The 24,702-nt window shown below is 57.2% G+C and carries 21 protein-coding genes, 3 pseudogenes and 1 riboswitch; of the genes and pseudogenes, 12 read left to right on the top strand and 12 right to left on the bottom strand.

Features of this window, described 5'->3' with window-relative positions; genetic code table 11:
- Positions 1-111: 111 nt before the first annotated feature.
- Positions 112-2,814, top strand: a complete 2,703-nt coding sequence (locus ACQZ5M_RS14560; RefSeq protein ID WP_449080110.1) for an EAL domain-containing protein — start codon at positions 112-114, stop codon at positions 2,812-2,814.
- Between the two features lie 52 nt (positions 2,815-2,866).
- On the opposite strand, the gene ACQZ5M_RS14555 is transcribed toward ACQZ5M_RS14560, so the two are convergent.
- Positions 2,867-3,157 (bottom strand): MarR family winged helix-turn-helix transcriptional regulator, encoded by a 291-nt coding sequence (locus ACQZ5M_RS14555; RefSeq protein WP_296099969.1) that lies wholly within the window; start codon positions 3,155-3,157, stop codon positions 2,867-2,869.
- A 102-nt stretch (positions 3,158-3,259) separates the two neighbouring features.
- The gene (locus ACQZ5M_RS14550) at positions 3,260-4,150 is read right to left on the bottom strand and encodes a LysR family transcriptional regulator (RefSeq protein ID WP_449080109.1); all 891 of its coding nucleotides are present in this window, start codon (positions 4,148-4,150) and stop codon (positions 3,260-3,262) included.
- A gap of 97 nt (positions 4,151-4,247) precedes the next feature.
- Here ACQZ5M_RS14550 and ACQZ5M_RS14545 point away from each other — a divergent pair, with 97 nt between their 5' ends.
- The 7 genes and pseudogenes from ACQZ5M_RS14545 (at position 4,248) to nrdF (ending at position 11,743) form a co-directional block, all read left to right on the top strand.
- Positions 4,248-5,306 carry an aldo/keto reductase gene (locus tag ACQZ5M_RS14545; protein ID WP_296099967.1) on the top strand — a complete coding sequence of 353 codons (1,059 nt, stop codon included), beginning with the start codon at positions 4,248-4,250 and terminating at the stop codon, positions 5,304-5,306.
- Positions 5,307-5,403: 97 nt separating this feature from the next.
- Positions 5,404-5,949, top strand: a pseudogene (locus ACQZ5M_RS14540) (nuclear transport factor 2 family protein); the annotation flags it as partial.
- 106 nt (positions 5,950-6,055) lie between these two features.
- A complete protein-coding gene (locus ACQZ5M_RS14535; RefSeq protein WP_296107271.1) occupies positions 6,056-6,385 on the top strand; it encodes an Atu4866 domain-containing protein in 330 nt (109 codons plus the stop codon).
- 1,122 nt (positions 6,386-7,507) lie between these two features.
- Positions 7,508-7,727: riboswitch (cobalamin riboswitch) on the top strand.
- Between the two features lie 244 nt (positions 7,728-7,971).
- Positions 7,972-8,196, top strand: a complete 225-nt coding sequence (gene nrdH, locus ACQZ5M_RS14530) for a glutaredoxin-like protein NrdH (RefSeq protein WP_112499798.1) — start codon at positions 7,972-7,974, stop codon at positions 8,194-8,196.
- Positions 8,197-8,205: 9 nt separating this feature from the next.
- Positions 8,206-8,619, top strand: coding sequence for a class Ib ribonucleoside-diphosphate reductase assembly flavoprotein NrdI (gene nrdI / locus ACQZ5M_RS14525; RefSeq protein ID WP_296083651.1), 414 nt, complete (start codon positions 8,206-8,208; stop codon positions 8,617-8,619).
- Positions 8,589-10,742, top strand: coding sequence for a class 1b ribonucleoside-diphosphate reductase subunit alpha (nrdE, locus tag ACQZ5M_RS14520; RefSeq protein WP_449080108.1), 2,154 nt, complete (start codon positions 8,589-8,591; stop codon positions 10,740-10,742). The genes nrdI and nrdE overlap by 31 nt, the downstream gene beginning before the upstream one ends.
- A 26-nt stretch (positions 10,743-10,768) precedes the next feature.
- Complete coding sequence (gene nrdF, locus ACQZ5M_RS14515; protein ID WP_449080107.1) at positions 10,769-11,743, top strand: class 1b ribonucleoside-diphosphate reductase subunit beta; 975 nt, start codon at positions 10,769-10,771, stop codon at positions 11,741-11,743.
- Positions 11,744-11,851: 108 nt separating this feature from the next.
- Here nrdF and ACQZ5M_RS14510 read toward each other — a convergent pair whose 3' ends face one another.
- The gene (locus ACQZ5M_RS14510) at positions 11,852-12,688 is read right to left on the bottom strand and encodes a helix-turn-helix domain-containing protein (RefSeq protein ID WP_296075481.1); all 837 of its coding nucleotides are present in this window, start codon (positions 12,686-12,688) and stop codon (positions 11,852-11,854) included.
- Positions 12,689-12,940: 252 nt separating this feature from the next.
- Between ACQZ5M_RS14510 and ACQZ5M_RS14505 the strand changes: the two genes are divergently transcribed.
- Complete coding sequence (locus ACQZ5M_RS14505) at positions 12,941-13,864, top strand: fatty acid desaturase (protein WP_449080106.1); 924 nt, start codon at positions 12,941-12,943, stop codon at positions 13,862-13,864.
- On the top strand, positions 13,861-14,628 hold the full coding sequence (locus ACQZ5M_RS14500) for a PhnD/SsuA/transferrin family substrate-binding protein (RefSeq protein ID WP_449080105.1): 768 nt from the start codon (positions 13,861-13,863) through the stop codon (positions 14,626-14,628). Before ACQZ5M_RS14505 ends, ACQZ5M_RS14500 begins: the two co-directional genes overlap by 4 nt.
- 14 nt (positions 14,629-14,642) lie before the next feature.
- On the opposite strand, the gene ACQZ5M_RS14495 is transcribed toward ACQZ5M_RS14500, so the two are convergent.
- The 6 genes from ACQZ5M_RS14495 to ACQZ5M_RS14470 form a co-directional block, all read right to left on the bottom strand.
- Entirely contained in the window at positions 14,643-16,139 is a 1,497-nt protein-coding gene (locus tag ACQZ5M_RS14495; RefSeq protein WP_449080104.1) for an HAL/PAL/TAL family ammonia-lyase, read from the bottom strand.
- 77 nt (positions 16,140-16,216) lie between these two features.
- A complete protein-coding gene (hutC, locus tag ACQZ5M_RS14490; protein WP_449080103.1) occupies positions 16,217-16,957 on the bottom strand; it encodes a histidine utilization repressor in 741 nt (246 codons plus the stop codon).
- Positions 16,958-17,049: 92 nt separating this feature from the next.
- Positions 17,050-17,964 carry an ABC transporter substrate-binding protein gene (locus ACQZ5M_RS14485; protein WP_449080102.1) on the bottom strand — a complete coding sequence of 305 codons (915 nt, stop codon included), beginning with the start codon at positions 17,962-17,964 and terminating at the stop codon, positions 17,050-17,052.
- A 63-nt stretch (positions 17,965-18,027) separates the two neighbouring features.
- The gene (locus ACQZ5M_RS14480) at positions 18,028-18,699 is read right to left on the bottom strand and encodes an ABC transporter permease (protein WP_449080101.1); all 672 of its coding nucleotides are present in this window, start codon (positions 18,697-18,699) and stop codon (positions 18,028-18,030) included.
- Entirely contained in the window at positions 18,696-19,346 is a 651-nt protein-coding gene (locus tag ACQZ5M_RS14475) for an ABC transporter permease (RefSeq protein WP_062445271.1), read from the bottom strand. Before ACQZ5M_RS14475 ends, ACQZ5M_RS14480 begins: the two co-directional genes overlap by 4 nt.
- Positions 19,343-20,458, bottom strand: coding sequence for an ABC transporter ATP-binding protein (locus ACQZ5M_RS14470; RefSeq protein ID WP_449080100.1), 1,116 nt, complete (start codon positions 20,456-20,458; stop codon positions 19,343-19,345). The genes ACQZ5M_RS14475 and ACQZ5M_RS14470 overlap by 4 nt, the downstream gene beginning before the upstream one ends.
- Positions 20,459-20,887: 429 nt before the next feature.
- On the opposite strand from ACQZ5M_RS14470, the gene ACQZ5M_RS14465 reads away from it, so the two are divergent.
- Positions 20,888-21,127 carry a type II toxin-antitoxin system Phd/YefM family antitoxin gene (locus ACQZ5M_RS14465; RefSeq protein ID WP_449080099.1) on the top strand — a complete coding sequence of 80 codons (240 nt, stop codon included), beginning with the start codon at positions 20,888-20,890 and terminating at the stop codon, positions 21,125-21,127.
- An 11-nt stretch (positions 21,128-21,138) separates the two neighbouring features.
- Positions 21,139-21,559 (top strand): annotated as a pseudogene (locus tag ACQZ5M_RS14460) (PIN domain-containing protein).
- Positions 21,560-21,723: 164 nt separating this feature from the next.
- Here the strand turns inward: ACQZ5M_RS14460 and nhaA are convergent.
- From nhaA to ACQZ5M_RS14445, 3 genes and pseudogenes are all read right to left on the bottom strand, one after another.
- Positions 21,724-22,938: pseudogene (gene nhaA, locus ACQZ5M_RS14455) on the bottom strand (Na+/H+ antiporter NhaA).
- Between the two features lie 475 nt (positions 22,939-23,413).
- Positions 23,414-24,058: a DUF1109 domain-containing protein gene (locus tag ACQZ5M_RS14450; RefSeq protein WP_296083678.1), complete on the bottom strand. Its 645-nt coding sequence runs from the start codon at positions 24,056-24,058 to the stop codon at positions 23,414-23,416.
- Positions 24,042-24,596: a sigma-70 family RNA polymerase sigma factor gene (locus tag ACQZ5M_RS14445; RefSeq protein WP_449080148.1), complete on the bottom strand. Its 555-nt coding sequence runs from the start codon at positions 24,594-24,596 to the stop codon at positions 24,042-24,044. The genes ACQZ5M_RS14450 and ACQZ5M_RS14445 overlap by 17 nt, the downstream gene beginning before the upstream one ends.
- Positions 24,597-24,702: the final 106 nt, after the last annotated feature.

The following is a 24,702-nucleotide window of genomic DNA, read 5'->3' as shown; positions in this document are numbered from 1 at the left end:
TATATGACGCCTACCCACGCATAATCGAATTAACCCAAGCTTTACTTTGCCTTTAGTGTCAAACTTTAATAAGCAGTCCCTTATGGTTGTGAGAGGTAACAGGTAGCTCTCATGATTTTTCCGTGGAAACAAAATCGCCGCAAACAGGGCATCGCCACCAGGCCTAGAAGCGGATCGATTGAAGAACGTTATCAACCCTCTCGGATCTCTGCCAAATCTTTGCGACGTGCGATATCGAGTGGCGAAATGTGGCCTGCGTTTCAGCCAATCGTTGATCTGCAATCAGGCGCCATTGTGGGCTTCGAGATCCTTGCTCGCTGGACACATCCTGTTCTTGGCGCAGTTCCACCGGCGGAGTTCATTCCGGTAGCCGAACAGTGTGGGCTAATCGGAGATCTCACAGAGGAAGTCCTGCGAAAAGCGTGTGCATGCGCGATAAAGTGGGAAGGTTCATTTGTCTTAGCTGTCAATCTTTCTCCCGTACAATTTGATGACCCAGAACTCTCGAACAGGATTTTACGTACCGTTCGTTCAAGTGGGTTTCCAGTCAATCGCCTTCACATTGAAATCACAGAGAGCGCACTGCTTGAGGACGATCCGCGTGTCCATGCAACGATTGCGTCGCTTAAGGCATCGGGAATGGGACTTGCCCTGGATGATTTCGGGACTGGATTTTCGAGTTTGACCCAGTTGCATGCGTTCCCGTTCAATAAACTCAAGATCGATATGAGTTTTGTAAGGTCGATGACTGTCGATAGCGGTAGCAGGAAGATCATCGCATCCGTTATCGGGCTGGGTCAAAGCCTTGGAATGACGGTTGTTGCAGAGGGGGTAGAGACAGAGGAACAGGCAATTCTTCTGCGCCGGATGGGCTGCGATCTTGGGCAGGGCTGGCTATTCGGAAAGGCTGAGAACGCCTTGGAAACCAGTAAACTCATCGGAAATCGCTTACTTGGAGAGTTCACAAAACGTGCCGCGCCTGCCCAGCTTTTTCAGCGAGTTCATCAACTAGATGCACTCTACACGGCGGCGCCGATCGGTCTATGTCTACTAGACACTGACCTTATACACCGTAGCGTGAACCCCCGCTTTTCAGCTATGTTTGGCTTGTCACCCGATGACATGCTCGGGAAGACAGTCGGCTCATTCATGCCGGTGCAAGAGGCTGCAAGAGTCTCGAATGATCTCCTGAGGGTACTCAATGGCGAAACGGTCATCATAGAAGAGTATCGGCCTGTTGGATCAGACAAGATATTTTTCGTGATCAATCAGCGTGTTGACGACGACGATGGTGTTCCGATCGGCATATCGGTGTCCGCAGTGGACGTGACAGGTCACAAGGCCGTCGAAACACGGCTGTCACAGACTGAGGATCATCAACGCTGGAGCATTGATCTCAGCCCAAATATTCCCTGGGCGAGCGATGCAGCCGGAGCGGTCAACTTCATGGGGCCTACTCCCGACAGCTCGAAGATTGATGTGAAAGCGCGCATCGATGACTGGATGGAGCGAATGCACCCAGATGATCGACTTCGAGTCCGGTTGGAATGGCTGGGATGGATTCCCTCCGGAAAACCATTCGAAACAATTTTCAGAATGAGACTTGGCGACGATGGCTTTCACTGGATGCTCAGTCGCGCCAAACCTCACCACGGGCCGGACGGCACCATCTCAAAATGGTACGGCGTGATCACAGAGGTGGCTGCCCAGCAAAGCCTTAGGGAACAGGTGCTTAGACTAAAGAATGTTGGGACATTGTTGCAGCAGCATTCGCACGACGTCGCGCCCATCCGCGCACATGACAATAACATTCAGTCAATCAAATCTTCAGGCGAAACAGTCCACTACAGCCAGCCGTCAGACGGACTGTCGCGATCGCATTATTTATCGATGCTGATGAGGATGTTCGAGGGTGCGCCGATAGCGATGTCGATTACCACCAGTGACACGAAGACCTCGCGCTACGTCAAGGTCAACTCGGCTTATCTTAAGATGACTGGACGTTCCTGGGAGGAGATCGGGGGAAAGACCCTGCTCGCTGCGGGCTCAGCCATCGACAACCCAGCCCGCAATCGGCGCCACCAGCTGTTGCTTGAGCAGGGATACTATGAACTGGAAGAGGTTGACATTGTCCGCGGTGATGGGACGACGATTCCAACCCTGATTTCGGCCCAGAGGACGACCATCAACGGAACCTCATTCGACCTCGAAATCATCGTGGATGTTTCAGAGCGCATGCGGCAACAACGCGAGGCTGAAAATGCTCTGAAAGTTTCAGCTAGAACCGACGCGCTCTCCGGGCTGCCAAATCGTGCCTATTTTGACGAGCAATTGCCACACCGGATCGAGAGGGCCAGGCGATTACAAAGCGTGCTGGCGATCGCTTACGTGGACCTTAACGGCTTCAAGGAAATCAACGATACATCAGGGCATCCTGTCGGCGACGAGGTGCTGAGGGTTATTTCATCAAGGCTGCGGTCTGAGTTCATTTCGCATTTTATCGCTCGAGTTGGTGGGGACGAATTCGCGCTGTTGATCGAGACGGATAGGGCGCGGGCGATCGGCCTGCAACAGATGGTCGAAACGCGCATAAACAATATTTTTAAGTCGATATCTCTCAACGGTCGGACTCTGAGGCCTGGAGCGGCGGTCGGCGTAACAATCCTTAACGGCCGGGACGATGCATATTCTCTTGTAAAACGAGCCGACGACTACATGTATACCGCGAAATCGACACGCCAACGGATCGCATTCGTCTATGATGGTAATCAAAAATTTGAAGGTAACGAAGAAATAGTATCCGGTGCCGCCTGATGTTGGAGATAAAGGCGAGCTGCTAGCGACTTGTGTGGTCCGCCGTCCGCCATTAGCGCCCATGCGACAGATGGTCGCCTCCGTTTGCGGTCTGCGCGACCAGATCCTTCCGGACGAGCGTTGCGATAATTCCGCTTAAGGTGGCGCGTTCGAGCTCGAGTGCGCGGGCAAGGTCACGCTGCACCGATGGGCCATTATTGACGAGATGCCAGAGAACATACCATTGCGTGGATCCGAGATCGAACGGACCCAAGCACTCGTCCACGAGCGCTCGACCGGCGAAATAACATCGCTTCGTCCATGCCCCTACGGAACGGTTATCAGCGTCAGCTTTATCAGGCATGATGGCAAAACTTTATGGATTCGTATGCTACTTAACGATAATCGCAAGGTAGCATACGAATGCCGAGGCCGGGCACGGTTGACAGCGCTTGATGGGCGGGCGCTATCGCCATCTCTTCACATGATCGACGAGAGCACGCAGTTTTGGAGCGAGGTTGCGTCGGCTCGGATAGTAGAGAAAAAACCCCGCGAATGGAGGGCAAAAGTCCTGAAGGAGAGGAACCAGCTGACCGGATTCGACATAGGGCTTGAATGTGTCTTCCATACCGAAGGTGATGCCGCCGCCAGCACATGCTGTGCGGATCATAAGCCACATATCATTGGTGGTAATCTGAGGATCGACGGCCACATCAAACTCACGCCCATCCTCACCGAATTCCCAACGGTAGGGTGCGCTGCGAGGCGTTGGACGCCAACCTATGCACCGATGCGCAGAGAGCTCCGAAGGATGGTCGGGCTTGCCGAACCGTTCGATGTAGGACGGGGCTGCGAAAGCGCACTGACGCTGGTCGCCCGAGGCGGGAACTGCGACCATATCCTGATCGATGACTTCGCCCAGACGCACCCCAGCGTCATACCCTTCCGCGACAATGTCGAATTCCTCGTCAGTGACCGTCACATCGAGCTGAATGTCTGGAAAGGCATCAGTAAAACGGGCAAGGAGCGGCCCTGAGATAAACTGCTCAGCGATAGATGACACCGCCAGCCTCAACAACCCGCTTGGTGCGCTGTCGCGGTCCGTGGTCGCGTCAAGCGCCAGTCCGACTTCGGAAATCGCCGGCGCAACCCGCTGATATAGCTGTTCGCCAGCCTCTGTGAGACTGACACTGCGCGTGGTTCTATGGACGAGTGCCACGCCCAACCGGTCTTCTAGACGGCGGATCGCCTGGCTGATGGCTGGCCGTGTGACGCCCAAATTTTCCGCGGCGGCGCGAAAGCTCTGCGCTTCTGCGACGGCCAAGAACACGGAGATGCCATTCAGATCGATTGCCATTGGTTAGATTTAGTTACCACGGTGGTCGTCATTGGGCAAGTTGTTCGCTCTCCCTGGCTTGTTTACCTTGGATCTCGCAAAACAGGAGATAGCTGACATGGCGCTTGATCATTATAAACTTCTTGGACGGTCGGGCTTGCGCGTTTCGCCGTTGAGCCTTGGAACGATGACCTTTGGGTCCGAGTGGGGATGGGGTGCGGATGGCGACGAGGCCCGCCGCATTTTCGATCTCTATGTCGACCGAGGTGGCAATTTTATAGACACGTCGGTCAACTATACCGACGGCGGCGCTGAACGACTGCTTGGCACCTATATCGGCGATAAACGCGAGCGAATCGTCCTTGCGACGAAATTCACCATGGCGCGAGAGCCGGGCAACCCTAATTCGGGCGGCAATCATCGCCTCAACATAGTGCGCTCCGTCGAGCAGAGCCTTTCGCAACTCGGCACAGATCGCATTGACCTGCTTTATGTGCATGCATGGGACATGACGACCCGGCCGGACGAGGTTATGCGGGCGCTCGACGACCTCGTTCGGTCCGGAAAAGTTCTCTATCTCGGTATCTGCAACACGCCTGCATGGCTCGTGGCCCAGATGCAGACTCTCGCCGATATCCGCGGCTGGTCTCCTTTTGTGGCGCTGCAGATAGAATATAGCCTTGTGGAGCGGACCGTGGAACATGAGCTTCTGCCCATGGCTGCTGCGCTCGGCCTCGGAGTTTTGCCGTGGTCGCCTCTCGGCGGTGGCGTGCTGACCGGCAAATACTCTCTCGTTGACGTTGAAGATTCACGAGAAGCGGCCGTGTCCGCTAGCCGCAAGGGCGTCATTGCGTCGTCCGGGCATCTGAACGAACGGGCGATCGAAATTGCGCAGGAAGTGAAGGCCGTTGCGGAAGAGGCTGGTACCACGCCCTCACGGGTGGCGCTTGCGTGGACCCTGGCCAATCCGACCGTCGTCTCGCCGATTGTCGGCGCCCGCACGCTCGCCCAGGCGGAAGACAATCTTGGAGCTCTGGATCTGGTGCTCACGCCGGAACAGGTGGCCCGTCTGGACCGGGTCAGCGCGCCGGGCCAAATCTTTCCGGGTCGCTTTACGCAGCGTCCCCTCGTCCAACAACTGATCTTCGGCGGCGCTGCAGTCGAACACCGTGACTGACCCTTGCAACTATGGAAGGCCCGTCGATGGTGCCGGCAGTGTCGTTGCCTGTTGACGGGTCTCAACACGTCCTCAGCAATACGAAAGGACCGATACCATGAGCATTTACCCAACAGACCGCCGGGCTGCCAGCCCGAGCCGGGTAGCTTTAATCGCATTCGCACTGCTCGCCATGCCGGGCGCCGCAATTGCCAACACCGCGACAACGCAGGTGCAGTCTCAGGAACGTGCCGCAATCGAGCAACGGAACAAGCCCATCATCGAAGCCGCCTTCGAAAAATGGCGAGGAGGCACCTACCTCTTCGCGGAGCTCCTCGCTCCCGACGTCGTCTGGACGATCCATGGCTCCGGACCGGTCTCCGGCACCTATCGCAACCAGCAAGACTTCATTGAACAGGCCTCGCGTCCCCTAACCAGCCGTCTCGCGACACCGATCGTGCCGGAGGTACACAACATCGTTGCCGATGGCGACACGATCATCATCCGCTTCGATGGAACGGCGACCACGACCTCTGGAGCGCCTTATCGCAACCAGTTTGTCTGGATATTCGAGATGAAGGACGGCCTTGTCGCCAATGCGGAAGCCTTCCTAGACCTCGTTGCCTATCAGCAGGTCGTCGACAACATTGCCCCGCGTTCCCAACAACCAACGCCCTCGGCTTCCGCAGAAGTCCCGTCTGCCGCACCGGGGCAGTGCGCCAACGCTTTCACCTGCAACTTTAAACAGCAACGCTGAACGGACCCAGACAATGAGACAGACATTTGCAACATTCGTCACGGCGGCAACAATTTCAATTCAACCCCTAGAAGCACAGGAGATCAATTTGCAGCCGAACCATCCATACGCAGGCATGTGGATTACCGACGACAATCGTGTCCGCCATGAACTTTTGCCAAATGGACGTTATGTCGAGGCCCGCGGTCAGCGTGAGCGAGCCTATGAAGGCCGTTATGAAGTCAACGGCACGCATATCGAGTACTGGGACGACACAGGCTTCACCGCCGATGGCGATTTCGTCGAAGAGGGCACACTGCACCATGGCGGCATGATCTTTCGCCGCAGGTCGGTGACGCCGTGACATGCCGACGAGCCTCTACTAATGCAGTACGGATCAGAGCGATGGGCGAACCAGGTCTGCCTGAAGCCATCCGTTAGGGCGCGCCTTTCATCGTAACCTCTCCGCCTTTCGCGAGAGGTCTATGAAGGCCCGTAGCGGTTACGGCACGTGGCGGCCGCGCAGGTAGTGGAGTGTCGGCCCCGGTATCGGCGATCGTCAGCAAGCTCTTGATAGATGACAACGCAGCCCTCGATGATGATGAAGGCATTGCGCCGCATGGATTGCAGAAAAAGATGGCGTCTTGGAGTCAGGGTGGAAGTACTGGTCCTGAAGCCGCCCGGCTTCCCGCAGGGTAGGTCAGAGTACGCCGCAGACTGGGTGTCGTTTAAAGATGAGGAAAGCATGAGATTCCGTCCGAATGCGTACCGCTCGGAAGCCGAACGATTCTACAGGCCACGGTTCCAAGCGTACAAAACGAAGAAGACCGTCATCGCGGGACGATGCGGCAGCTCTACGGCTCAGACGCTGGACGGCGGCCCTCGTCGAGACGAATTGGGCGGGAAAAGCTGCCGGTAAGTGGACACGGAGGGAGCCGCCGCCTCGAACACGAGTTCCCGCAGGATTGGAGAACCATGTATATCGGTCGGCGTAGGGACTAGAGAAATGGCCGTCAGGCGGCAAGCTCACAACCTAAGCCTAGCCCGTGATCGGTCTTGCTGTGTCCGTCGTCCGTTGGAAGACAATACACCGGTAGGGTTCTATCCGGTAGCGTGTACTGGGCGAGGTCACCAGTTATTTGCGGTGTTTGGAGAAACGGCTTGTGCGCAAACCCAACGCATACGAAGGCAATCGCGCACATGATGCGCAGCAGAAGACCGAATCTGCCTATCGCTCTCGTCATCCTGGATGCTCCCCACGAAACGGGTAGCTATGTTTTCGTTAAGGGGCAATGCGGCAAGCAGTCTTACGATAAACGGCCACAGCGATGTAGTGGGAGAAAAATTACATCGTGAAAGGTCTGTCCGCTGTCAAGCTAGCCGCTTCAGAAGCAGACGACCTCATGTTTTATGATCGAGCCACGCTTATCCACAGTCAACCTTCCGTTACAGAGTCATAACCGTTGACGATTTTTTCACGCCGTATACCATATCTAGTGTTCGAGGTTCTTCCGATTCGCGTCGGAAGCTAAGACGGGAATACGGTGCGTGATGTCCTTTCTGGACGGAGCAATGCCGGAGCTGCCCCCGCAACTGTAAGCGGCGAGCATCCTTCTCAAACTGCCACTGAGCCGAAAGGTGTCGGGAAGGCGAGATGGATGCGATGACCCGTGAGCCAGGAGACCTGCCTCAAACGAATACGTCCACGGGCGGGGTGTCCGAAGGTCGCGCTTGCGTGCGGGATGATCCTGCGCGTGCCGCTTCCTTGATCCCCCGCATCAACCACTTCGGGGTGAAGTCAATGTCGCATCATTCTAGTCAGTATCCGCGTGAATAGCGGGCGGTAACGCCTGCCGCCGATTTCGGCTGCCCTAATTTCCGAGTTCCTGAATGGGCATTCACCACGCCCGATCGATATCGCACGTCTACTCAAATCTCACGAGGATCATCATGACCGTTACCGTTTACAGCAAGCCAGCCTGCGTGCAGTGCACAGCCACTACCCGCGCGCTCGATCGTCAGGGCATCGACTACACCGTCGTGGATGTTTCCGAAGACACCAATGCCTACGATCTGGTTCAGGGGCTGGGGTATCGTCAGGTTCCAGTTGTGGTGGCTGGCGAGACGCATTGGGCGGGCTTCCGCCCGGATATGATCAGCACGCTTGCGGCCTGAGCCGGAGCAATGGGACAGATCGTCTATTTCTCCAGCCGGTCGGAAAACACTCATCGCTTCGTCGGGAAATTGGGGATGATTGCGCGGCGGATTCCGCTTAGTCCTTCCGAGGGCCTTCGGGTCGAAGCCCCCTATGTCCTGATCCTTCCAACCTACAGTGGCGAAGGTGGAAAAGGGGCCGTTCCAAAACAGGTGATCCGCTTCCTCAACGATGCGGAGAACCGGGCAAACATTCGCGGCGTGATCGCCGCGGGCAACAGCAATTTCGGGGCGACCTACGGGATCGCCGGCGATGTCATCTCCCAGAAATGCAGCGTGCCTTACCTTTACAGGTTCGAGCTTATAGGCACTGAGGAAGACGTCGCGAACGTCAAACACGGATTGGAACGATTTTGGACGCGACCACTTTCGAAAAGCCTTTGAAGACATCGGAATCCGAACTGGATTTCCATGCCCTCAACGCGATGCTTAACCTCTATGACGAACAAGGAAAAATCCAGCTCGATAAGGACAGACTAGCTGCGAAGCAATATTTCCTGCAGCACGTCAACCAGAACACGGTGTTCTTCCATAATCTGCGGGAGAAACTCGATTACCTCGTCACCGAAGGCTATTACGAGCGCGAGGTTCTGGACCAATATTCCTTCAATTTCGTGCGAGATTTGTTCGACGCTGCCTATGCCCGAAAGTTCCGGTTTCCGACCTTTCTCGGCGCGTTCAAATATTACACCAGCTACACGCTGAAGACCTTCGACGGCAAACGCTATCTGGAGCGCTACGAAGACCGCGTTTGCCTGGTTGCCCTGACGCTGGCCCAGGGAAGCGAAACGCTCGCCCAGTCGCTGATGGACGAGATCATCTCCGGGCGTTTCCAGCCCGCAACGCCGACATTTCTCAATGCCGGAAAGAAACAGCGGGGCGAACTCGTTTCGTGTTTCCTGCTGCGCGTTGAAGACAACATGGAGTCGATTGCCCGCGGCATTAACTCCGCGCTTCAGCTTTCCAAGCGCGGTGGCGGTGTCGCACTTTGCCTGACCAACATCCGTGAGGCGGGTGCGCCGATCAAGCAGATCGAGAACCAGTCGTCAGGCATCATTCCCGTGATGAAGCTGCTCGAGGACAGCTTCTCCTACGCCAACCAGCTTGGTGCGCGTCAGGGTGCTGGTGCGGTTTACCTCAACGCCCACCATCCCGATATCATGCGCTTCCTCGATACCAAGCGGGAGAATGCCGACGAGAAGATCAGGATCAAGACCCTGTCGCTCGGTGTCGTGGTGCCAGACATCACTTTCGAACTGGCCAAGAACAACGAGGATATGTACCTGTTCTCGCCATATGACATCGAACGCGTCTATGGCATCCCCTTCACCGAAATATCCGTTACCGAGAAGTATCGGGAGATGGTCGCGGATTCCAGGATCAAGAAAAAGAAGATCAAGGCACGCGATTTCTTCCAGGTGATCGCCGAGATACAGTTCGAGAGCGGTTATCCCTATATCATGTTCGAGGACACGGTGAACCGGGCGAACCCGATTGCAGGACGCGTTTCCATGAGCAATCTCTGCTCGGAAATTCTTCAGGTCAGCGACGCCAGCGAATACCATGACGACCTTTCCTATAAGGTCATGGGCAAGGATATTTCCTGCAATCTTGGCTCGCTGAACATTGCTGCAACGATGGACAGCTCCGATTTCGGCAAGACCATCGAGACATCGATCCGGGCGCTGACGGCCGTGTCGGACATGAGCCATATCTCTTCCGTGCCATCGGTCGAAAATGGCAATGACGACAGCCACGCCATTGGCCTTGGCCAGATGAACCTGCATGGCTATCTCGCCCGTGAGCGCATCTTCTATGGTTCGGAGGAAGGCATCGATTTCACCAATATCTATTTCTACACGGTGACCTACCACGCCATCCGCGCCTCGAACCGGATTGCCGCCGAGCGAGGCGTCAGCTTCAAGGGCTTCGAGAAGTCGAAATATGCCTCTGGGGAATACTTCGACAAATACACTGAGCAGGAATGGCTGCCCGCGACAGAGCGGGTTCGCGAGCTGTTCGTGACGGCAGGCATCGCAATCCCCACACAGGCGGACTGGCTTGCGCTGAAGCAGGCCGTCATGACCTCTGGCCTCTATAACCAGAACCTGCAGGCCGTGCCACCAACCGGTTCGATCTCCTACATCAATCACTCGACATCTTCGATCCACCCTATCGTGTCAAAGATCGAAATCCGCAAGGAGGGAAAGATCGGGCGCGTTTATTACCCCGCCGCCTTCATGAGCGACGACAATCTCGAGTACTATCAGGATGCCTACGAAATCGGTCCTGAGAAGATCATCGATACCTATGCGGCGGCCACCCAGCATGTCGATCAGGGTCTGTCGCTGACGCTGTTCTTCCGCGACACGGCCACCACCCGCGACATCAACCGGGCGCAAATCTACGCGTGGAAGAAGGGTATCAAGACCATCTACTACATTCGCCTGCGTCAGATGGCTCTGGAAGGCACGGAAGTGCAGGGTTGCGTGTCATGCGCGCTGTGAACAAGAACGCTTCGAAAGATCAACTAATGAACATCGCCGTAAAGCCCGCCAGCCGCGTTCGCGCCATCAACTGGAATCGCATCGAAGACGACAAGGACCTGGAGGTCTGGAACCGTTTGACAGGAAATTTCTGGCTGCCGGAAAAGGTGCCGCTCTCCAACGACATCCCATCCTGGGGAACGCTCAAGCCGGAAGAGCAGCAACTCACCATCCGCGTCTTCACAGGGTTGACCCTTCTGGACACGATCCAGAACGGTGTCGGCTCGGTCAAGCTGATGGCAGATGCCGCAACGCCACATGAGGAAGCGGTGCTGTCCAATATCTCCTTCATGGAGGCGGTGCACGCACGTTCATACTCCTCGATCTTTTCCACTCTTTGCTCGACGCAGGATGTGGACGACGCCTATCGCTGGTCGGAGGAAAACGAATTCCTGCAACGGAAATCGGCGCTCATCATGCGCGAATATGACAGCGGCGATACGTTGAAGAAGAAGGTTGCCTCCGTTTTCCTCGAAAGCTTCCTGTTCTACTCCGGCTTCTATCTTCCGATGTACTGGTCAAGCCGCGCCAAACTCACCAACACCGCCGACATGATCCGTCTCATAATCCGCGACGAGGCTGTGCACGGATATTACATCGGCTACAAGTTCCAGCGTGCGGTGGAACGTCTGCCGGAACAGAAGCGCCAGGACATCAAGGACTTCGCCTTCGATCTCCTGCTCGAACTCTACGACAACGACGCAAAGTACACCGAAGCTCTCTATGATGGCGTCGGCTTGACGGAAGACGTCAAACAATTCCTACACTACAACGCTAACAAGGCGCTGATGAACCTCGGCTATGAAGCCCTGTTTCCGGCTGAGGCCTGCAAGGTCAATCCGGCGATCCTTGCGGCGCTTTCACCGAACGCCGACGAAAACCATGACTTCTTCTCCGGGTCCGGCTCGTCCTATGTGATCGGCAAAGCGGTGGCGACGGAAGATGAAGACTGGGATTTCTGAGCTTATGTAGAAGCTGACTATTCAGTGATCGAACGTAATGCAAAGGAGGGGTCGTGGGTTCGGCTCAGTTCAAAGCGGAGACACTGTAAGTTCACGTGTTCTCCGTGTTCAAAGAACCTCAAGCGATTTTACATGATCAGCGCTTTGATGTGCGTGCACGCGAGTGTATCGGATTAGCTCATCGAAGTGGCGTTGCATTTTACGTATGGAGTCGGCGTTATTGAGAACGAGATACATGCCGCCCACGAAGATAGCCGCGCGTTGCGATCCGAAGATCGTGTAGGGGACCGAGAATTTTTCCTTTTCGTTGAACAGGAATAGGCGGAATGAAGGGTAAAGTTCGTCGATGAGGTTGGACATGTATTGCAACTGTGTTGCTCTGACCTCCTTCTTCAGCCCACTCCACATGCCACGCCCCTGGGCAAAAGCTTCTAGTGTTTCGCAGGGCATGCAGACTTCCATATCCGTGCCCGGCTGGCGGTTGTAGTCCAGCCGGAAGGCGGATTCGCTCGCTTGCGCTTTCACACTTTGGTGCGCGCTTTCGGCTTCGAAGGCGATGATTTGCGGGGTGCGTAGAAGGTCCGGGATGCGGGCCGGCACGTAGCGGATCTTCGACCCAGTCGCCTCGGCATGCCATTTCATCAGCAGCGTGTCGGTATAGTCCTCACCGCCTTCCTCGATCTCGAAGCTCGGGCGCAGTTCCCCCGTCAGGCCTGGATCGTGCGAGATGCCGAGCAGCCAATCGAGCGATACGGCGTGGCGTTCGGCAATGTTGAGAAGAGTTTCTACGCGCGGTAGACGCGCCGAATCACCCGACAAAAGCTGTGATAGCGCCGAGCGGTCGATGCCGATCCCGGCCGCAAAAGCCGAATGGCTGTCACCGGACCGCGTGACCAGCTCCAGCAAGCGTAGACGAAAGAGCTCCGCCAGAGCGCGTTTGTCCATAATCAACCTCAATGTTTACTATTATCAACATTGTATAGTTTCTGTTATCAAAATCAACGGTCGGTCACCAAACTCTCATTGTGCGCGTTGTGGCTCGGTGAAACTCTGTCCCGGGGCAAAGCATCAGGGGATATGATGAGCGACACGTCATTCGATAGGCAACACCAAGGAATCCATCAACGCCGAACAAGGGCGCCTAGAATAGAGTGGCCGACAGTCGCTCTACTTCTTGCATGCTACGGCCTGTGGGGGATGGCCGGCTATAGTATTTATCCGGCCTATCCCATCGTCGCGCTCGTGCTGATGGGCGTGGCGGTCGCGCTTCACTCTTCGCTTCAACATGAGGTTCTGCACGGGCATCCGACGAGGAGTGCCAAGGTGAACGAGGCGCTGGTCTTCGCTCCGCTCGGGGTGTTTTACCCCTACCGCAGCTACAAGCGGACGCATCTTCAGCACCATGCGGATGAGCGTCTCACCGATCCCTTCGATGATCCCGAGAGCTACTACCGCGCCATGAGCGACTGGGAGACGATGCCAGCGTTACTGAAGCGTCTGCTTGCCTGGAACAACACGCTGATTGGACGTGTGCTGATCGGTCCGCCGCTGATGGTGGTTGGTTTCACCACTTCCGAATGGCGAAAGATTTTCAAGGGCGATCGCAAGGTCATCATGGCATGGACCCTCCACCTTGCCGGGCTCATTCCGACCTTGTTGGTAGTCTCGAATCTGTTCGGCATTCCTGTCTGGCTTTACATTGGGGTTTCCGCCTATCTCGGGGTTTCCATTATCGCCATTCGCTCCTACTGCGAGCATCAGTGGGCTGAGCAGCCGGATGGTCGCACGATCATCGTCGAGAACTCGCTTCTCGCGCCGCTCTTTCTCTATAACAACCTGCACTTCGTACACCACAAGCTGCCGACCGTCGCATGGTACAGATTGCCGTCGCTCTATCGTGCCGGACGCGCAGAATGGCAAAGGATGAACGAGGGATATGTATTCGCCAACTATTTCGAGGTTTTCCGTGCATTCGCTTTCAAGGCGAAGGAGCCGGTGGTGCACCCCGCCTGGCGAAAGGTGGAATCGGTCGTCGCGAACGATATCGTTGTAAAGCATCAGGGCCAGGTAGCCAGCTATCAAGCCGCGGGTGGTACCGCAATTCCGGATCTCCCTGCATGAGGTGGATTGCCGCTCTGCCGATGTATGACTGGCCGGAAGTGCGATCGGATGTGGATCGCAGTTGGGAAATAATGCGCGCCCGCTTGATCGCAAATGGCATTGATGCGCCTGAGCACCTCATTCGGCGCAATGCGGACATGCCACCGGTCCCGGGCGGCATTCGTGGCGGGGATGGTTCGGTCATCGCGCCGGACCCGGCGACGCTCGATCCGGATGCCCTCGATCTCGATGTTCTGTGGCGCCATCCGGCTCTTCTCGTCTCCGCTACCTGTTGGGGGCCGATGGAACTTGGCTTGCAGGATCATGTCCAGGTCATCGGGCAAAGCCCGTATGAAGATGTCGCGGGGGGCTCGGGGATATTCTATTCGAGCGCCATTATTGGTCGAAGAGGGGAGGGCGCCAGCGTGATGGCGCCTGAAACCGGCGAACCGGTCTTGCCGATCTCGTTATTTCGAGGAAGAAAACTTGCCTTTAACGAGCACCGCTCGATGTCCGGTCATCTGGCTTTGAAGCTCGATCTGGAGGCCATGGGCGAAAGCTTCAAGCTGTTTTCCGAAATGGTGGAAACCGGAGCGCATCGGGCGTCGGTGACGGCTGTCGCCCGGGGAGAAGCCGACTTCGCGGCAATCGACTGCCGATCCTGGATGCTGGCTGAGCGCTATGAGCCAGCGGCCAGCAATCTGCACGTAGTCGGCTGGACAGGGCGGCGCAAGGGCCTGCCCTTCATCCGTGCCAGAAACATCCATCTCGACTTCCTCATGTAGGCGCTTCGCGCACCTCAGATAGTTTGATGGGGAGGCAGCGTCTTCGCCAGGAGCGCTCTGGTCTTCTCCATGTCGGATGAGATCGGCCGATCGTCTGAGTAATGGCTGACGTGCGACCGGAGCAGGCTGTAGAGCGCGTCGGTACCCGGTGCTCTGCGCGCCACGGTTTCCAGAAAATCATGGGCCTGCGTAGCCGCCAGCCACTCGATCGCGAGGATATATTCGGCATTGTCGATCACGGCGAGAAGCTTGTTGGCCGCAGCGGTCGGATGGGCGAGGAAATCCTCCTGCAGCGCCGAGGTCAGGCCGCCATCGGTGGAGGCGGGCGCTGCAAGCCTGCGGTTTTCGTTCGCAAGCGCCGCTGCCGTGTATTGGGCGATCATGAAGCCGGAATGGCTGCCTGGGTCGGAGGCGAGGAAGGGCGGAAGGCCGCTCACCAGCGGATTGACCAGACGGTCGATCCGCCGTTCGCTCATGGCCGCAATTTGGGCAATGGCAATGGCAAGAGCGTCGGCGGCCTGACCGAGTGCTGGCGCCACCGCATGGGCTTCAGACCAGACAAGCGGCTCCTCCGGCGTTCCGGCGACAGCGGGGTTGTCGGTGACCGATGCGAGTTCACGGTCAACGATGGCGGCACAGTTTTCGAACAGATCGCGGGCCGCGCCGTGGGCATGGGGGATAGAGCGCAGGCTAAGCGCATCCTGTGTGCGCCGGCCCTTGGCAGCTTCGATCAGTCCGCTGCCGGCAAGACGTGTCCGCAGCACCTCGCCCACCTTGGTAATACCATCGGAAACGCGCAACGACAGGACGGCCTCGCTGAAGGCCGGCATCTGGCAGCCAGCCGCTTCAAGCGTCATGGCGGCAATGGAATCGGCCCAGTCGAGCAATTGCGCGGTCCGCTTCAGCGCAATGCTGGAGAGACCTGTGGCGCAAGCGGTGCCATTGACGAGGCTCAAACCCTCCTTGGCGCCGAGAGTGAGTGGCTCAAGTCCGAGCTCCGCCAAGGCCTCACGCCCGCTCAAGGCACGTCCGGCGATATGGGCGGAGCCTTCTCCAATAAGCACCAACGCCGTATGCGCGTTATGCGTCAGGTAGCCCGCCGATCCGCGGGAAGGGACATCCGGAATGCAGTCGCGTTCGAGAAAGGTGGTGAGATGGCGAACGATCTCCAGGCTGATGCCGGAATACCCATGGGCGAAGTTGGCGATCTGCGCGGCGATGATGGCGCGCACCTCACGGGGTGCGAGAAGCGGACCGACGCCGCAGGCATGGCTCAGGATTATGCTGCGCGAGAGCTTGCCCTGTGCTGTGCGATCAACCACGGTGTCCGAAAGAGCGCCAACGCCGGTATTGATGCCATAGGCGCGGATGCCCCGCTCGACGATGCTTTCCACGATCCGTTGAGCATTTTCGATCCGCTGCATTGCAGCGTCTGAGAGCGCAAGTGTTTCCCCCTGGCCGACATTTGCAACGTCCTGCCAAGTCAGCCTGCCATCGAGCAACACGGTCATTCGGTTTTCCTGATAATGTTCAATGGAATGAAAGGGTTCGTCTGGATTGTACGGTTTCAGCTTTCCCAGACGCTGGATCAGGTGCTGTAGAGGCGATAGCGGCTGCCGGGGTAAAGCAAGCGGACGGAAGAGATGACGCCGGCGTCAGACCATGTACGGCGGCGCACCAGAAGGCAGGGCTCCGTCTTGGAAATGGCAAGCAGCTTGCACTCCCACGGCTGCGCCGTCACCGCTTCGATATGCTGCTCAGCCCTCACGATCGGCGCGATGGCGGTGAGATAGCCGTTCGGCGTTGCCTCGCCGAAATCCTGATCGATATAGTGCGGAACGATGGCGTGGTTGACGAAACGATCCTCGATCTGCATCGGCACGGAATCTTCCGCATGCACCATGATCGAATGCGACACCGGGCTGCCGATCTCGATCGACAGTGCCTCTGCCAGTTCGGCATCGCAGCTCTCCATCCGCAGTACGATGACATTGGCTGTATGGACACCGCCATTGCGGGTGATTTCGTCGGCAATATTGGGAACGCTCTGAAACTGCGACGTGCGCTTCTTGCTGGCAACGAAAGACCCCTTGCCCTGGACTCGAACGACAAAGCCTTCATCGGCCAGTTCGCGCAACGCGCGGTTCGCCGTCATGCGGCTAACGCCAAGCAGCTCGACAAGTTCGTTTTCGGATGGCACGCGGTGGCCGACAGCCCACTCGCCGGTTTCGACGCGGCTTCGGACATAATCCTTGAGCGTGACGTAAAGCGGCTTGTCGGAAGCCTGCTCGTGCTGCCCTTTTTCGATCTGTTTCTCTACCGTTTGCATAGGACTCCAAAAGGCGAACGATGACGGTCCGGCATCCAACGCTTCCGGGGCGTGAGTGCGGGTATGGTGCGTGCCATACCCGCAAACATCCGTCAGTTCAACTTTTGCGTCGTCAGCCACTCGTCGGCAACCACGTCGAAGCTGTCATGGTTGGCAAGGCGACCGTTCATGACAATCAGATCTTTGGTCGTCAGAGCGGCCGAAACCGCATCCAGCGTCTTGGTGACCGTGTCGTTAACCTTGGCCTTGGCCACGACCGGCACGATGTTCTGCGCGGGGAACAGGTTCTTGACGTCTTCGAGAATGATCAGATCGTTTGCAGCAATCGCCGGGTCCGTCGAGAACAGGTTCGCTGCCTGAACCTGATTGTTCAGGAGTGCCGACAGCGTCAAAGGACCACCGACATCGAGAGACTTGAATGATTTGAATTCAAGACCATAGAGTTCCTTCAGACCAATGATACCTTCTTTGCGGGTCTTCCACTCCGGCGGGCCACCAAGCACCAGTTCGGACGCCACGGGCTTGAGATCAGCAATGGTCTTCAGCTTGTATTTCTCGGCAGTGGCACGGGTGACTGCCACACCATCGGAATCCTGAGCCGCGGATGGCGTCAGCATGACGACACCCTCTGGCAGCGCCTTTGTCAGTGCTGCAGCGACGTCCGCCGGCGAATGGGCGGTGGCGTTCTTGTCGAGATAGCTCAAGGTCGCGCCGGCATATTCCGGCAGGAGATCGATGGAGCCGTCGAGAAGTGCCGGCATATAGACTTCGCGGCTGCCGATGCTGAGCTTGGTTTCCGTCTTGATGCCCTTGGCAGCCAGAGCCTTGGCATAGATGGTGGCCAGAAGCTGGCTTTCAGGGAAGTCGGCCGAACCGACGATGATGGTGGACGTGTCCGAACGCTGAGCCGGAGCATTCCCGAGAGGATCGGTCTGGGCAAGCGTCGTGGTGGCGGAAAGCGCAATCAGCGCAAATGCGCCGGCGGCTTTTAAGATATTGAATGCCATGCAAGTTGCTCCTTTTGTGTCAACGTCTTCAGAATGAAAATGCAGTTTTGGTTGATGCCCGCCCTATGCCCGGCGGGTTAGTCCTGGTGAGACCGTGAGCCTCGATATGATGCCGATCACCAGATCGACCATAAGGGCGAGCGCACCGACGAGAACCGCACCGGCCGCCATCTGGTAGTAGTCGTTCTGCGCACGGCCATCGATGATGAGGCGCCCTAGACCGCCAAGCGATACGTAAGCCGCAATGGTTGCCGTCGAGATGATCTGCAATGCCGCGCTCCGAAGTCCAGAGAAGATCAGCGGCAGGGCGCAAGGAAGTTCGACATCGAAGAGAATATCGAGAGGGCGCTTGCCCATGCCGCGCGCCGCATCCACCGCTGCCGGATCCACCGCCGCAACGCCGGCATAGGTCGCGCTCATGATGGGTGGCACGGCCAGCAGCACGAGAACGATGATACTTGGCACGATGAACGCCATGTCGGAGGCAAAGACCGGACCGAAAAGAATGACGAGCAACACGATCAAACCCAGGCTCGGCAGTGCACGCAGTGCGTTGGCAAGGCCGGCGATGACAACCACGCCGCGGCCGGTGTGGCCGACATAAAGACCGATCGGCAGGCCGATCAGGCAGGAGAAGAAGAGGGCAACGCCGCTATAGATCAGGTGCTGGATGACGAGCGCGAAGACGCCATCGGTGCCTGTCCAGTGGGCCGTATCGGAAAACCACGCGATCATCGTTCTGCACCTCCGGGCTGCCATGGTGTCAGGCGTTTCGTGGCAAAGAGCACAATCCCGTCGAGCAGAGCTGCCAACAGCACGCACAGAACGATACCGGCGATGATCGGCGTCAGGAAGCGCAGTTGAAGCCCTTGTGTAAACAGAAGACCGAGCTGCGGCGTGCCGACGAGTGCTGCGACGGAAACGATACTGACATTGGATACCACCGCGACGCGCAGGCCCGCGGCAATCACCGGCACGGCGAGCGGAAGCTCAACGAAGAGAAGGCGCGGCAAGGTGCGATAACCCATGGCATTTGCAGCCTGAATGACATCGGGCTGTACGGAATCGAGGCCATCGGTGACAGTGCGGATAAGAAGCGCCAGCGCATAGATCGTCAGCGCGACAACCACGTTGAGCGGATCGAGAATGCGCGTGCCGAGAGCGAGCGGTAGCAGAACGAAGAGGGCAAGTGACGGGATCGTGTAGAGCAAACCAGCCGCACCAAGCATCGTGGAGCGGAAGAAGCCGGCCCGGTGCGCAAGCCAGCCAAGCGGCAGCGCGAGGAGGAGACCAATGACGACGGGGATGACAGAAAGCCAGAGGTGCCAGAGGAAGAGTTCGGCGATACGGCCGGACTCGCGGTACAGCCAATCGAACCTCATGCTTGCGCCCTCGCGCGACCGGTGCGTGCCGCCTCGATCGCGGTGACAACATGAGACAATGTGACGGTGCCTGCCAATGTGCCTGACGGACCGACGATCACGCCTCGGCCTGAGGGTGAACTGAGGGCGGCGTCAAGAACGATGCGCAGACTGCTGCCCTCTACCGCAAGCGTGCCGCTGAGATTGAGATCGCCCTCTCTCAAAGGAGCCTTGATGCTTTCCACATCGGCCCAACCCAACGGGCGGTTCTCGGCGTCGGCGACGAGCACCCATCTGTCGGTCGCAATCTGGCGAAGGGATTCCGGCGTCGCGCCGAGTGTGCCTGTCGGTTCCCGGCCAAGTTGCACGCCATCATCGTTGAAGTCGGCAAAACCCAGGATGCGGTACCCCCTGTCGCGCCCGATGAAATCGGCGACGAATTCGTCTGCGGGTCGTGCCAGCAATTCCTGTGGAGTGGCGATCTGCGCCAGCGTTCCGCCAGTGCGCAGAACCGCGACCTGATCGCCAAGCTTCAGAGCCTCGTCGATATCATGCGTAACCATAATGATGGTCTTGCCGATTTCACGCTGGAGGCGGAGGAACTCATCCTGCAATTGACCACGGACCACCGGATCGACGGCGCTGAAAGGCTCGTCCATCAGCATGAATTTCGGATCTGACGCGAGTGCACGCGCAACGCCGACGCGCTGCTGCTGGCCGCCGGAAAGCTGCCAGGGATAGCGATTGGCGAAAGCGGAAGAGAGGCCGACGCGCTCCAGAAGATCATGGGCAGTCAGAAGCGCCTGCTCCTTGGGCGTTCCGTTCAGCCGCGCGGTCGTTGCAATGTTCTGCACGACGGTGCGGTGGGGAAAGAGGCCGGCATTTTGAATGACGTAACCGATCTTGCGGCGCAGCAGCGCCACATCCATGGCGTCCGTCGGTTCGCCGTCGAGAAGAATTCTGCCCGAAGAGGGCGCAATCAGCCGGTTGACCATGCGAAGCGACGTCGTCTTGCCGCAGCCCGAGGGCCCGACGAAGATGGTGAGCTTGCCAGTGGGGGCAGTCAGCGACAGATTGTCGACAGCCGTCGTCGGGCCTCGATAGTGCTTGCTGACATGATCGAATGTTATCATAGGCGCGTTCCCTCTTGTCGACAATCGGACTTAGCCCCTGATCCCGATGCCCCTTGGTTGTCTATACAAGCACGAAGATAAGGCCCCCGCAAGCTGGGTGATCAAAGAATCTACGCAAATAAACATTGCTTAAATTTATGCGGGACGGTTGTGGCAAAGTAGCTTAGGGTTCGGTCTCTTCGCGGACCTCTTTCGCGCGCGTCGCTACGATGAACTCTTCCGAAAGTTTTTCTGATCGCGCGTTGGTGGCTAGAGTATTGCTAGCGCAATACATTCTAGACTAATCGCTCACAAGAACTGCCGCGGGGTCCCTAGTTCGACCCCACTCAAGAGCAAAAACCTGACCAAGAACCCAATTTCCCACGAGGGCGTTCCTTATTGAGGAGAGAAACCTCGTATATGTAGGTACGTTTCTACATGGAGCTTCATATGGGTACCTTCAGTTTGACCAGCCGAGAATTGAACCACGATGTTGGCAGAGCAAAGAAGGCTGCTGAGGCTGGACCTGTCGTTATAACTGATCGGGGCAGGCCATCGCACGTCTTGATGACATACAGTGAGTTTGAGCGTCTGACTGGAAAAGGTCGTAATCTTCTTGATGCGCTGTCAATGCCGGGTTTGTCGGCCGTCGATTTCGATCCTCCTCGATCGATTATAGCAGCCCGCTAAGTTGATCTGTCTTGAGATATTTACTCGATACAAACGTTATCTTCGAACTTCGAAAGGTCGGCGACGGTAAAGCCGATCCGAATGTAACGGCTTGGATAGGTGCGCACGATGCCCGGGATTTGTACATTTCTGCGATAACAATTCTGGAGCTTGAGCGCGGGATACTTAGCATGCAGCCGCGACATTGCGCAGGGCTCTCGTTTACGCGCATGGATGGATGGCTGGGTTCGCCCGGAGTTTGCTGAGCGCACAATTGTAATTGATGATGCGGTTGCTACTCGTTGCGCCCATTTGCATGTACCATATCGCCGTAATGAAGCTGATGCTATCATTGCCGCCACGGCGCTTGTCCACGGGCTTGCGGTGGTGACGCGGAATATTCAGGATTTCCACGGAATAGGGGTAGTCCTTGGGAACCCTTGGAGCATCTGAGGCTAGGACCGTAGGGGCCTTGATCGCCCCTGCGAGGTCGGCAGTAATCGACGTGTCGCCGGTTCATATCCCTTCAAGGTGGTGGCTACGGCAGCGTTGTTGCCAATAGCAGTCGTCGCCACCCTTTCAAACATCGCGTTTGGCACGGTGGCGACGCAGGGTGGTTACGCCGTAACTTGATCATTCCGGGTTTTGTGTGTTTTACGTCTGCTCGATACGGTCAAGATGACAGACCCTGCAACGCCTGATACCAGCGAGCCCATGAGTATGCCGATCTTGACGCGATCTTGAACTGCAGGATCACTGAAGGCCAGCAAACCGATGAACAGCGACATTGTGAAGCCAATACCGCACAGAAGTGCTGTACCGGTCACTTGGCTCCAGCTTGCCTGTGCTGGAAGTTGAGCCCATCCGAGCTTGACCAGCAATGTGACGACGCCAAATACGCCGACCAGCTTGCCGATGACGAGGCCGCCTGCAACGCCCATTGTCAACGGTTCGCTGAAGACCGAAAGGCTTAAGTCAGAAAGCGAAACGCCTGCGTTGGCGAAGCTGAAGATCGGCACAATGATGAATGCAACAGGCTTGTGCAGCGCATGCTCTAGGCGATGAAGCGGAGACTCATCCTTCGTTGCTTCCGGTGCGCCGGGCGTCAACTTGAGCGGGATCGTCAGCGCCAGCATCACGCCAGCCAGTGTTGCGTGAACGCCGGACGCGAAGACCAGCACCCAGAGCACAGCACCGAGCACCAGATACGGCCACAGTACCTTCACCTTCATCTTGTTGAAGATGAAGAGGTTGCCCCACACGAGGATGGCTCCGATGAGGAGGGCAACGAGGTTTAGGTCCGCCGTGTAGAACAGGGCGATGACGATGACAGCTCCCAGGTCATCAATGATGGCAAGCGCCGCCAGAAAGATCTTCAGCTACATCGGAACGCGTGATCCGAACAGTGAGAGGACGCCAAGCGCGAATGCGATGTCGGTTGCAGTTGGTATGGCCCATCCTTGCGATGCAGCGGGATTGTCTCGGTTCAGCAGAGCATAGAAGAGTGCGGGGAACAGCATACCACCCGCAGCACCGCACCCGGCAAAACCCTGCGGCTCCAGGTGGAGAGTTGGCCATCCAGCATCTCGCGTTTATCTCCAGCCCAACTATCAGGAAAAACACCGCGATCAAAGCATCGTTGATTAGCGCTGAAGGCTGAGAGGTCCAATGTAGACGTGCAGGGTGTAGAAGTAGTCTTCAGCTAGAGGCGAGTTCGCCGTAATGATCGCCAGAAGGGCGGCCGCCATAAGCACAAGACCACCCGAGGCCTCGTTGTCGAGGAACTTGCGAAGTGTTGAATTAATGCGACCTGGATTTGACGTCGAAGACACAGGTTCACGCTCCCTGAGTTGGAAGTTGATCTAGTCTCCGTGGATTTCGGGGGAACCCGCAGCGCGCTATAGAAAGGCTTTGTACTAGACCTTTGACTGGTTTTCCAAAAAATCCGTCACCGTTTTTCAAAGATAGCGCGTACGTTTCGCCTTTTGCGCTCAATCATTACCATTCGGTGTGTTCAGCAAATGCCCGCAAGCTTTGCAGTGAACGGCGTCGACCGCCAAGACCTGGCACTGTCATTCGATGGTGGTTGCGGGATCCCGATGCTCGCTTACCGGACGGGTAAAGACATAGACCGCGTCAGGTCGATTGGCCCGGTCCAACATCCACTTTGTAGACTTCCCGTCTTTCCGTGTTGACGTCGAGTGCAGAGCTTCATCACATGGCTCAATCGACCCAGGCCCGAGGTCCGAACGCTCCGGACGGTCCGAGTTTGGCGAAAACCAGCTCGGCCGTCTCCAAACGATCACGCTACCAGCGCAAGAGGCGCGTGCCGAGCGCCATGCCGATCAGGCCGCACAGAACAATACCGAGCGAGTACCACAGCGCCACGAATGGAAGGCCGTTTTCGATACATGCCCAGGAATAGGTCCACGCCCCTGCGGCCCCTGCCATCATGCCAGCGGTAAATCCGGCGAGTCGATACCGCGTCGGTGCGCAACGTCGCAAGAACCAGATATTGGCGGCGAAGACGGGAGCGGCGGACGCGACAATGATCAGTGGGCAGAACCAGTAGGAGACGCCGAAAATCAAATTCGGATAGTCCATAGCTGGCGATGCATGCAACTGCCAGAGCCCCAGCATTGCTAGCAGCATATAGATGCCAATTGAGGCCAAGCCTGCCGATTTCGGCAGCCCACCGGGGCGCGAGACAATCAACACGGCGCAGATACCATTGATCGCCAGCGCCAGCGGATAGAATGATTTCACCCAGAAGGCGGGAAGAGACATTGCCGAGATTATGTCTGGACGCAAACCGTGCAGGAGCAGGATAAATGCACCAGACAGCAAGACGCCAGGCAGCAGCGCTTTGGAGAGTAAGCGGAGAAGAGCATGCGACCGTATAGGCTGCAGCCCTCTTGCCAGGCTATCGATCAGATCATCCGTTTTCGCCACGTTCGCCTCTCAATCTCGCAGCCAGCGCCTTGATGCCGCGATGAACGCTGACCTTGACCATTGCTTCCGTCTTGCCACTGGCAACTGCCGCCTCGGCGACCGAACGACCCTCCAACCTCACGCGCCGGATCAAGTCGCTTTGCCACGCCGGAATGCCAGAGAGCAATCGCTCCACATCCATGCTCGCGAGGATCGCGTCTTCGGAATAGCCGTCCGCGACGCCCTCGACCAGTTCCAGGCTGACAACCGATCGCCCGCCTCGTCGCCGGTGGTGATCGACCAGCTTGTGGCGTGCGATGGTAAAGAACCAGGCCGTGAACGGTCGCTCGCGATCGTAGGTGATCCGGCGCTGATGCAGCGCCAGAAGCGTATCCTGGATCAGATCGTCCGTGTCCTGCGCGCTCGACGTCAGCCGTCGTTTAAAATAGCTCTCCAGCAGATGCCGCAAAATACCGAGCAGACAGCGATAGGCATTCTCGTCCCCGTCAAGGGACAGAAGCATCAACGCCTTCAGCTCAAATTCGCTCATCGCCATCATGTCTTCCAGCTTCATACGGCCCTACGGCGAAACGGTTACACAGCATCGATGGTAAAATCGAGAAAAGTTCAGCCAGACCGAGTTTGCGATCACAAACGCGTGATGC

This window comes from Rhizobium sp. 22-785-1, assembly GCF_053521965.1.
The sequence above is the reverse complement of the archived record's forward strand: the minus strand, read 5'-3'. Positions and strand labels throughout refer to the sequence as shown.